The organism is Bacillus sp. DC4300-2b2 (genome assembly GCF_049895685.1).
Taxonomy (GTDB): Bacteria; Bacillota; Bacilli; order Bacillales; family Bacillaceae; genus Bacillus; species Bacillus safensis.
This window is the reverse complement of the sequence record NZ_JAFCSW010000004.1, coordinates 312896-323055: the sequence shown is the minus strand read 5'-3', so window position 1 is coordinate 323055 and position 10160 is coordinate 312896. Positions and strand designations below refer to the sequence as shown.

The following is a 10160-nucleotide window of genomic DNA, read 5'->3' as shown; positions in this document are numbered from 1 at the left end:
TCCCATTCCGCAAGGAAGTAAGATCCCTGAAAGATGATCAGGTTGATAGGTCTGAGGTGGAAGCGTGGTGACACGTGGAGCTGACAGATACTAATAGATCGAGGACTTAACCTATATTCTAATGTGAAGCATGAACATTGTTATCTAGTTTTGAGAGAACATTCTCTCCATCAGGTTTGGTGGCGATAGCGAAGAGGTCACACCCGTTCCCATACCGAACACGGAAGTTAAGCTCTTCAGCGCCGATGGTAGTTGGGGGTTTCCCCCTGTGAGAGTAGGACGCCGCCAAGCTTTTTGTTTATATCCTTCCAATGGAAGAAGTTACTTTATCATTCCGCAGTAGCTCAGTGGTAGAGCTATCGGCTGTTAACCGATCGGTCGTAGGTTCGAGTCCTACCTGCGGAGCCATGCTTCCATAGCTCAGTAGGTAGAGCACTTCCATGGTAAGGAAGAGGTCAGCGGTTCGAGCCCGCTTGGAAGCTTTCCTCTATATGTTGATCTGACAAGGTTTCTCGATGATGAGAAGGCTTTTTTTGTTTGTTTACATATATATTGAATTGCTTGATGATCAGTAGACTGATGACATTAGGAAAGCGAATAAAACGGCTTGTGCAGAAGTATTGCATCGTTTTTTTACTTATTTCCTTCTTTTTGTTCTTGATTCTTCAGTCTCTTTCTTTTATTCTTACTAAAGTGATATCCTCTATATCAAAAGACTCTGTACGTTCCTCTTTTCCCCCGAAAGTGAAGTATCGTTTGTTTTTCCTTTCTTTATCTCCAGGTATAGTTGTTCTTCTTTTTTCATGTACGGTATGTATATAAAAAGGAGTAGATGGTTTGAAAGATTTATTTGTAAAGCAAGAATGGTTTGGACATGTACGTCAGGATGTGCTTGCGGGTATATTAGTCGCACTGGCTTTAATTCCTGAGGCAATTGCGTTTTCGATTATTGCGGGCGTTGATCCGAAGGTCGGGTTGTATGCATCGTTTTGTATTGCGATTGTGATTTCGTTTGTTGGTGGCCGCCCAGGCATGATTTCGGCTGCAACAGGGGCTATGGCTCTCGTCATGGTTAACTTGGTCGCTGATCATGGGTTGCAATATTTGTTTGCAGCTACGATATTGACAGGATTGATTCAAATTGTGTTTGGATTGTGTCGAGTGTCTCGTTTGATGAAATTTATTCCGAGGTCCGTGATGGTTGGTTTTGTCAATGCGTTGGCTATTATGATTTTCATGGCTCAGCTTCCACATTTCGTTGGGGAATCAATGTCCATGTATATGATGACAGGTGGTGCCTTGCTGATCATTTATTTATTACCTATGGTGATAAAGGTAATACCTTCCCCACTCATAGCCATTATTGTCATGACGATAATTGCTGTATTTGGACATATTGATGTTAGAACTGTTGGAGATATGGGAGAGCTTCCAAGTTCTTTGCCTGTTTTTCTGATTCCTCAGGTTCCGTTTAGCTGGGAAACAGTTGCTATTATTTTTCCTTACTCTTTAGCACTTGCGATGGTTGGTTTACTTGAGTCTCTTTTAACCGCACAGATTGTCGATGATATGACAGAGACGTCTAGTAATAAGAACAAGGAAGCGAGAGGACAAGGGATTGCCAATGTGGTTGCGGGATTCTTTGGTGGTATGGCTGGCTGTGCGATGATTGGCCAATCTGTGATTAATACGAAGGCAGGAGGACGAGGCCGGCTTTCTACCTTTGTAGCGGGTGCTTTTTTAATGGTGCTGATTTTTGTACTAGGTGATGTCGTGGTTCAAATTCCGATGGCCGCTCTAGTGGCTGTGATGTTCATGGTTTCCATTGGCACATTTGATTGGAGTTCCTTTCAGCAGCTAAAAAAGAATCCGAAAACAGATTCTATTGTGATGGTTGTCACGGTCGTGACGGTGGTGTTGACTCATGATTTATCAAAAGGTGTTTTTGCAGGTGTACTGCTTAGTGCGGTATTCTTTGTCGCTAAGATATCGAAGCTCCACATTACTTCTAAAGAAAGCCAGGCAGGTACTTGGGTATATCGAGTTAAAGGGCAAATTTTCTTTGCTTCTGTCACTGACTTGATCCAAGCTTTCCATCAGGGCAAAGATCTCCAATCAGTCGTGATTGATTTGTCTGAAGCACGAATATGGGATGAATCAGGCGTAACAGCGATAGAACGTATAAAGGAGAGGTATCAAGCAAATGGCGTTCAGGTGGATGTAGTTGGAATGGATACATCAAGTCGAAAGCTTGTCAAACAGGTGAATGGTTCTTAAAAAGGCCTTTCTGTCTGTTACAATAAAAAAGGTAAGAAAGTGAAGGATGGAGGTGGCCGGCATGCTTGTGCGTTTCAATCAAGTGCTCGGCCGGTTGATGCCGCTCATTACACCTTTTAGTGTGTTACTCGGTGTTTTATTGGCGGCCTACTTAAAGGATTTTACGTTTATAGTGCCATGGGTATTTGCTGTTATGACCTTTGCAGGGAGTTTGTCTTCTACTTTTTCGGCTTTAAAGCATACGGTGATGCACCCATTGCCTTTGATTTTATCGTTTATGATTTTGCACGTGTTGATGCCTCTTTATGCTTGGTCAGCGGGACATCTCATATTTGCGGGTGATGCCATGACGATCACCGGTTTGACACTTGCAATGGTGATTCCCACAGGAGTTTCTAGTTTAATATGGGCGGCAATGTATAAAGGGAATGTTGGGTTAACGTTATCCATTATTTTAATTGATACATTGCTTTCGCCATTGATTGTGCCAGCCAGTTTGTCACTTTTGGCCGGTACACAGGTTCATATGGACATGGTGGCGATCATGAAAGGGCTGTTTGGGATGGTGGTGCTTCCATCTATTTTAGGGATGCTTGTTCGTCACTATGCAAAGCCTGCTGTGACAAAAATGATCAGTCAGACACTGTCACCTTTTTCAAAAATAGGCTTGTTTGTAGTGGTGTCGATTAACAGTTCTGTTGTTGCGCCATACTTGCGTGAACTGGATGCCGTATTTTTTAGCAAAGCAGCAACTGTGTTTCTCATTGCAATGAGCGGATATGCGTTTGCATGGTTGATTGGAAAGGCGATGAAATGTACTCAAGGAGAGATTGTGGCCATCGTGTATACGGGTGGTATGAGAAACATTAGTGCGGGGGCTGTTCTTGCCATTAGCTTTTTCCCTCCTGCTGTCGCTGTTCCTGTGGTGATTGGCATGCTGTTTCAGCAAGTGCTTGCTGCCTTGTTTGGCTTCTTACTCAATCGTTTTGAGCTGAAAGCACCTGCTGTGCCCAAATCTTTCTCATGAAAAAAACCTCCATCCTTTGATAGATGGAGGTTCTTTATGTGATTTAATAGATGAGATATTTTTTTCGCTTCTTTTCAAATGTTTTGAGGTCTTGATGATAGCGTTTCATGATGTGTTTGACGGAAGTTCCTTTTTTGATTTCCTCTTTCATCCAGCCATTCCCGATGAGTTTGTCAAAGCTGCCTGTTTGAAGGAACTGAAAGTCGTTAGGATATAAATCATGTATTGCTTTGATGATGGATAACCCTGTTTTCACCGCTTCGAAAGATGAGCGGTCTGTGACGTATAACTGCACACCGTGAGATAATGTACCGGCATGTTTAGAAAATGTGGGGGTGAATGACACAGGTCTAAATTGAACGCCTTTTAGTTTTAGCTGATTTAAATGATCTGCCAGCTCGCTGCTATTGATATATGGTGCACCAATGAGCTCGAATGGTTTTGTCGTTCCTCTGCCTTCAGAGACATTTGTGCCTTCAATTAATCCTGTGGCAGGATATACAAAGGTACTATCCACTGTTGGCATGTTAGGGGAAGGAAGGACGAACGGCAGCTTCGTGTCATCAAATGTCATGGACCGCTTCCAATTTTTCATTTTGATGACTGTTACATCAGCATTGATATGAAACTCTTTGTTAAACAGTTTTGCAAGCTCACCAGTAGTCATTCCATGTCTTAGTGGGATTGGATAGAGTCCTACAAATGAGGCGTGTTCAGGCTCTAAAACAGGTCCTTCTACTTTTAGTCCGCCAATGGGATTTGGGCGGTCTAGGACAACAAATGGAATGTTGTTTTCTTTAGCGGCTTCCATCGCATAGGCCATTGTGTAAATATAGGTGTAATAACGAGTACCAACGTCTTGAATATCAAACAGCAGGACATCTACATTTTTCAGCATTTCAGGAGTTGGTTTTCTTGTTTTTCCATAAAGAGAATAAACAGGAAGACCTGTTTTTTCATCGGTATAGGATTCGACGCCTTCTCCTGCTTGTGCATCGCCACGCACGCCGTGTTCAGGTCCATATAAAGCAGTGAGCTTGATATTTGGATGTTCAAATAGGAGATCGACACTGCTCTTCATATTTGCATCAATGCCAGTCGGGTTGGTAATGAGGCCAACCCTTTTCCCTTTTAGCCATGAAAGATTGCTTGAGAGTAGTGTTTCGATCCCTGTTTTGACTGCTGATTTTTTTCCTTTTGTGTCTGTTCGTTCTTGATCTGCGGGAGAGGCTGCGGTCAATGTGCTCATCATGAGAATGCTTGCGAGTATGAAGCTTGCTGTTTTCTTCAAGAAAATCCCTCCTATTTGATCTGTTTCCCTTTCAAATTGAGTCCATAGCCGAATGGGTAAAGGGTCTGATTTGGATGAGTGACAGACGGGATATCAACTGGCAGTTTCCCTTTAGGTGATGCAGCTCCAAATATCACTTCTAGCCCAGCAGGAATATTTGGCTGATTGAATTGTCCGTTTGAGTAGCCTTTAAAACCGTACACAGCTAGTAAGGCATCAGCTTCTTCAAAATTTGCTGCATCATAAGGGTTTCTAAGACTCATGATGACCATTTTTTTGTTTTGTGCTGCTGCTTCTTTCATAACAGCACGAGGGAAGGCAGTTGCCCATTTTTTTGGGTCCTGGACATTGTCATCAATTACGCCATCATTTACAGCTGGGTCATTTTGGACAACGTAAGAGCCAGTGATGACATAGTCAGCTTCTTGAATTAGTTTGGCCGAGTCTTTGGTGAACGTTTTATCCGCAAAAGCATATGACTGGATGCGTACAGGCTTGATCTTTTTTTGTTTTATGAGAGATTCGACTGTGACAGACATTGCTTTTGTCTGATCTTCGTAAGGTGCCATGACCACGATTTTGTCATTCTTTTTAGGCTTGAAAGGTAAGGTCTTTTTATTGTTTTTAAGCAGGGTGATTCCTTCACGTGCCATTTTTTGTTCTGCTTGACGGTGCGTTTTTTTCCCAACGACTTGAATGGCTTTTTTGATTTTTTTCTCAAGACTGATTGGTTTTTTGGAGGAAATAATGCCGCGTTTGATTTTCAATTGAAGAATTTTTTCGACGGATTCGTTGATCTGCGACATCGGAATTTCTTTCTTTAAAATCGCTTGTTTGACCGCATTAAATACATTCTCTAGGTTTTTCTCTGTTTTTAATGAGGTAACTGGTGCTGGCATGAGAGCGATGTCGACGCCTGCCTTAATGGCCATCACAACGGCTTCTTCCTGTCCGAAATTATCCGCAATCGCTTTCATGTTTAGAGCGTCTGTCACAACAACGCCGTGAAAGCCCATCTCTTCTTTTAATAAGTGTGTGATGACTTTTTTTGATAAGGTTGCTGGAACCATGATGTCCTCGCCATCTTTTTTGCTTTGATACGTTGTGTCATCAATGGCAGGAAATTGAACATGAGCGGTCATCACCATATCCGCACCAGCGTTGATCGCTTGTTGAAATGGATACAGCTCAACCTTTTTTAAACGATCTAGGTCATGCTCTACGAGCGGCAAGCCGTAGTGGCTATCGACGGCTGTATCACCATGTCCCGGGAAATGTTTTAGTGTGGAAATGGTCTTTTCCTTTTGAAGTCCTTTCATGGTTTCAAGGCCAAGCCTAGTGACAAGAGCAGGATCAGAGCTAAAGGAACGGACACCAATGACGGGGTTGTTTGGGTTATTATTCACATCAAGCACAGGAGAGAAGTTTGTATTGATGCCTAAGGCGTTTAATTCTTTTCCGATGATTTTTCCTGTGTCATAGGCATTTTTTTTGCTTCTAGAGGCACCAATCGACATATTTCCTGGGAAATGTGTTCCCTTTTGTAACCTTGTGACGATTCCGCCTTCTTGATCAATGGAAATGAGTAAAGGAATGTTTGGTGATGCTTTTTGAAATTCGTGGGTGAGTTTCACGGTTTGTTCTGTATCAACGACATTCTCCGCAAATAAGATGACACCACCTAGATGATATTTTTTTACAAGGTGAGTTACTTCGTTATTCATCTTTGTGAAGCCTGTAGGTGCGGATTCATCTTTTGTTTGCCAATTGCGAAAGTCCGGCATGAGCATTTGACCTATCTTTTCATCCAGTGACATGTCTTGAACCATTTGTTTAGCGGTTGGCAGAGAGGCAGAGCTAACCTTTTCCGTTGGAATGGAAGAGGTTAGCAGGGCTAAAACTAGTGCAGCGGGGAAGAGAGCTTTCAACATCGAATTCCTCCTTTTACTTAAAAGATTCGTAGATTGCGGTCATGATGCTTCCATAAGTACCAGTTGGGAACAGGTCACCTTCAAATTGATTAGGATTGGTTTCTGGTGAAACAACGGGTGAATGTTTCTTATTCGTCAGCAAGACGACACCTAAATTGTGTTTAGGATCAATCAACGTCATTGTGCCGGTCCAGCCAGTATGTCCATAGGCTTCGTTACTTGCATATTTTCCAAACATCCATTCCATGTCAGTATGACCGTTTTTTCGCCAGCCTAGCCCGTAGGTTGGGTTTGTATCAGATGAGGCTGTAAAGAGATCGATAGAAGCTTGATCAAAGATGGTTGTTTTTCCATAGCCACCTTTGTTAAGCATGAGCTGAAGCAGCACGGCCATATCTGAGGTATTCGAGAAAAGTCCAGCGTGGCCGGAGATACCTGCCATTGAGTAATATGCTTTCTCGTCGTGTACTTCACCTAGCAGGGTGTACCGGCGGATGTTTTCAAAATTGATGACACCATCCCGCGAATTGCCTAAACGTTCGGTCGCTGCAAAATGCTTCGGCTTGAAGCCTTTTTGCAGCGGATTGAACATTGTGTGTTTGAGACCTAACGGCCGATAAATTGTTGACTCGACATATTGATCAAGAGGCATGCCTGTTTTCTTCTCGATGATCATGCCTAGCAGCATGTAATCAATATCACTATAAATGTGCTGGGTACCTGGCTTGTATTGCAGTGGTACCTTTGGCAGCCATTTCATTGTTGTTTTTCTGTCTTGAGAATAAAAAGAGCCAGCTGATTGTTTGCTATAAAATAAGACACTGGAAGGGAGACCGGCAGAATGGGTGAGAAGATCCTTTATCCGAAGCTGGTCTTTACCAGTTACCTTTGCATCAGTTTCATCCTGAAAATCTGGAAGGATATTCTGTATTTTTTCGTTGACATCAAGTTTTTGCTCGTAGACAAGCTTTTGCAGGGCATAGTTGGTCGCATACATTTTTGTATTGGATGCCAAATCGAATAGTGTATCCTTTTTCATTTTTTTATATGATTTGAGCTCTGTTGTACCATCGTATTTTTGCCGGTAGCCATAGGCTTTTTGATGGACGATCTTTCCGTCCTTGATAATGATGAGAGCGGCTCCTGGAAATCCTGCTTTGATGTCATTTTGAATCATTTGATCAACCTTCCTCAGCTGCCTGGAAGAAAAACCTACTTGTTCCGGTCGTTTTGCTTTTTTTAAGACGGGATATTCTTCAGGTGCTGTTTTAGACAAAGACGATACAGGATTGGAGCTAGTTGCAAATGTTTGTACTGGTAACCCAAGGAGAATGAGCAGACATGTGATCAAGAGAAAACATTTCTTCAAGGTCTAGACCTCCTTATTGATTGTGATCCTCGAATTCAACTGCCATATCATCATGAAATCCAAATAAGTATGTGAAGAAAAATCCAGCAACATATGCGATAAATAGTCCAATTAAGTAAAGAAGCATTTGATGTGTGTGAACAATAAAGGTTAATGGAAGACCGGATACACCGATGGCTTTCGTCGCGATTTGGAAGTAGGCTTGAAATGCGCCGCCGATTCCGGCACCAAGACAAGCGGTGAGAAATGGTCGTCCCAGCGGGAGTGTGACACCAAAAATGAGTGGTTCACCAATGCCTAGCATCCCTGAAGGAAGTCCACCTGCAATGGCTCTTTTGAGCTTTTTCTTTTTTGTTTTCATATAAATGGCGAATGCAGCGCCTACCTGTCCTGCACCGCCCATAGCGAGAATTGGCAGAAGCGGGTCATCTCCAATTGAATTGATGAGTTCCATATGAATCGGTGTCAGCCCTTGGTGAAGTCCTGTTACAACAAGTGGAAGGAAGGTCGCACCAAGAACAAATCCTGCGAAAATTCCGCCCATATTTAATAGGTAAGTCAGTCCTGAGGTGATGGCATCAGATATAAATCCGCCGACTGGCATGAAGACAACATACGTGAAAATGCCTGTAATGAGTAGTGTGATGGTTGGTGTGATGATGATATCAAGAGATTGAGGGACGAAGCGTCTAATTCTGGTTTCTACAAGTGCCATAAAGATGGCGGCTAGAAGAACACCGATGAGTCCGCCTCTGCCTGGTAGAATATTTGTGCCAAATAACATAATGTCTGCGGAGGCTGGGTTAATAATGAGAATACCAGCTAATGCGCCTAATGCAGGGGAGCCTCCAAATTCCTTTGCGGCATTTGTTCCAACTAATATCCCGAGATAAGCGAAAAGGCCAGAACCTATAACTGTTAAAATAACTGCGGCTTGAGATTTTTCGTCAAGCCAGCCTGCTTGCACGATCGCTTTTGTTATTCCAGTAATAAGACCTGAAGCAACAAGTGCCGGAATGATTGGAATAAAAATGCTGGCAATCCGCCTTAAGAACAGCTTGAACGGTGTGCGGTTTTTTTGTGAAATGGCTTGCTTGTTTTTTTGTGCTTCGTTGTTTAAATCATAAGAGCCAGACGCATTTAGAAGCTGTTCAAACGCACTTGATACTTGGTTGACAACACCAGTGCCTAAAATGATTTGAAGCGTTTCTGCTTCGACGACGCCAATGACGCCATCGAGTTCTTTGATTGCTGTGATGTGAACTTTTTCATTATCGATCGGTGTAATTCGAAGACGTGTCATACAATGTGTATGGGAAGAGATATTTTCAGAACCACCACAGAGTGAAAGAATGTCTTTCGCCAACTGCTGATATTTCTTTTGATGACTCATGTTGAATCCCCCTTTGTTTTTCGTTTCATGGAGTGGATGGCATGCCTTGTCTTGTCGATATATTGCGCTGTCTCTTCATATTGACGCGAAGCTAAACTGAGGAACAAGACATCTATTAAGTAGAGCTGTGCCATTCTAGAGGAAGTGGCAGCACTGCGAAAAGGTGCTTCATTGGAACCAGACGTCGATAGGTGAACATCACATAAAGCAGAAACGCTTGTATGACCTGGATGTGTTAAAGCAATGGTTTTCACTTGGTTGTCTTTTGCGAGCTGAAGGGCTTGAATGATGTCTAACGTTTCTCCTGAAAAGGAGATACCAAACACAATGTCATTCTCTCCCGCATTTGCGATGACCGTGGATGCGATGTGCATGTCAGTGAAGGCTGTCGCTGAATAGTTAATTCTGAGAAATTTCTGCTGGGCATCAGCTGCGACGATGCCAGATGCACCAACACCGATAAAATGAATTTGGTTTGCATGCAGCAGTAATTGAACAGCCTTTTCTAAAGCATCTGCATTTAAAATAGAAGCGGTGTCCTTAATCGATTGAATCGAGTTTCCTGCTGTTTTTTGAATAATGGATTGAAGCGGTTCATCTTGTTCGATATCTCTGTAGCCTTGTTTATCGTCATGCATCAAGTCTCCAGCGATCCGCATTTTTAAATCTTGATAGCCATCCAGCCCGAGAGATTTACAAAGGCGGATGACTGCAGAGCTGCTTGCGCCAGCTGCCTGACTGATTTCGTGTACTGTGCTTTTAATGACTTTGTCAGGATGGGCAAGGATATAGTCTGCAATGATTTTTTCAGATTGGGGAAGCTTTGATTTGATTGTGTGTAGTAGGGTAAGTCCGCCTGCTGACATGAGCTC

The 10160-nt window shown here is 42.8% G+C and carries 7 protein-coding genes, 2 tRNA genes and 2 rRNA genes; 6 read left to right on the top strand and 5 right to left on the bottom strand.

All coding sequences use genetic code 11. The annotated features are described in order from the left end of the window. The 6 genes from ACP69X_RS15535 to ACP69X_RS15510 form a co-directional block, all read left to right on the top strand. Positions 1 to 114: ribosomal RNA gene (locus ACP69X_RS15535) — 23S ribosomal RNA — on the top strand; the annotation flags it as partial. A gap of 61 nt (positions 115 to 175) precedes the next feature. Further along, positions 176 to 291: ribosomal RNA gene (gene rrf / locus ACP69X_RS15530) — 5S ribosomal RNA — on the top strand. Positions 292 to 333: 42 nt separating this feature from the next. Beyond that, positions 334 to 408 (top strand) — tRNA-Asn (locus ACP69X_RS15525). Position 409: 1 nt separating this feature from the next. After that, a tRNA-Thr gene (locus tag ACP69X_RS15520) sits at positions 410 to 482 on the top strand. 355 nt (positions 483 to 837) lie between these two features. Further along, positions 838 to 2277 (top strand): SulP family inorganic anion transporter, encoded by a 1440-nt coding sequence (locus ACP69X_RS15515; protein ID WP_041088730.1) that lies wholly within the window; start codon positions 838 to 840, stop codon positions 2275 to 2277. A gap of 61 nt (positions 2278 to 2338) precedes the next feature. Then, positions 2339 to 3304 carry a bile acid:sodium symporter family protein gene (locus tag ACP69X_RS15510; RefSeq protein ID WP_041088732.1) on the top strand — a complete coding sequence of 322 codons (966 nt, stop codon included), beginning with the start codon at positions 2339 to 2341 and terminating at the stop codon, positions 3302 to 3304. Positions 3305 to 3347: 43 nt separating this feature from the next. Here the strand turns inward: ACP69X_RS15510 and ACP69X_RS15505 are convergent, their stop codons facing one another. From ACP69X_RS15505 to ACP69X_RS15485, 5 genes are read right to left on the bottom strand one after another with little or no spacing between them, the layout of a single operon-like run. Then, complete coding sequence (locus ACP69X_RS15505; RefSeq protein ID WP_370333644.1) at positions 3348 to 4556, bottom strand: exo-beta-N-acetylmuramidase NamZ family protein; 1209 nt, start codon at positions 4554 to 4556, stop codon at positions 3348 to 3350. A gap of 50 nt (positions 4557 to 4606) precedes the next feature. After that, a complete protein-coding gene (locus tag ACP69X_RS15500; RefSeq protein ID WP_075612268.1) occupies positions 4607 to 6526 on the bottom strand; it encodes a glycoside hydrolase family 3 protein in 1920 nt (639 codons plus the stop codon). Positions 6527 to 6539: 13 nt separating this feature from the next. Further along, positions 6540 to 7895 carry a penicillin binding protein PBP4B gene (gene pbp4b, locus ACP69X_RS15495; RefSeq protein ID WP_269103901.1) on the bottom strand — a complete coding sequence of 452 codons (1356 nt, stop codon included), beginning with the start codon at positions 7893 to 7895 and terminating at the stop codon, positions 6540 to 6542. A gap of 13 nt (positions 7896 to 7908) precedes the next feature. Then, on the bottom strand, positions 7909 to 9288 hold the full coding sequence (locus tag ACP69X_RS15490; RefSeq protein ID WP_041088740.1) for a PTS transporter subunit EIIC: 1380 nt from the start codon (positions 9286 to 9288) through the stop codon (positions 7909 to 7911). Further along, a complete protein-coding gene (locus tag ACP69X_RS15485) occupies positions 9285 to 10154 on the bottom strand; it encodes a MurR/RpiR family transcriptional regulator (protein ID WP_338527831.1) in 870 nt (289 codons plus the stop codon). Before ACP69X_RS15485 ends, ACP69X_RS15490 begins: the two co-directional genes overlap by 4 nt. Between the last annotated feature and the right edge of the window lie 6 nt (positions 10155 to 10160).

Bases quoted from the DNA above. Each gene is read 5' to 3' on its own strand.
- ACP69X_RS15510 (WP_041088732.1), top strand. From the start codon at position 2,339: ATGCTTGTGCGTTTCAATCAAGTGCTCGGCCGGTTGATGCCGCTCATT.
- ACP69X_RS15505 (WP_370333644.1), bottom strand. From the start codon at position 4,556: ATGATGAGCACATTGACCGCAGCCTCTCCCGCAGATCAAGAACGAACA.
- ACP69X_RS15500 (WP_075612268.1), bottom strand. From the start codon at position 6,526: ATGTTGAAAGCTCTCTTCCCCGCTGCACTAGTTTTAGCCCTGCTAACC.
- ACP69X_RS15490 (WP_041088740.1), bottom strand. From the start codon at position 9,288: ATGAGTCATCAAAAGAAATATCAGCAGTTGGCGAAAGACATTCTTTCA.
- ACP69X_RS15485 (WP_338527831.1), bottom strand. From the start codon at position 10,154: ATGTCAGCAGGCGGACTTACCCTACTACACACAATCAAATCAAAGCTT.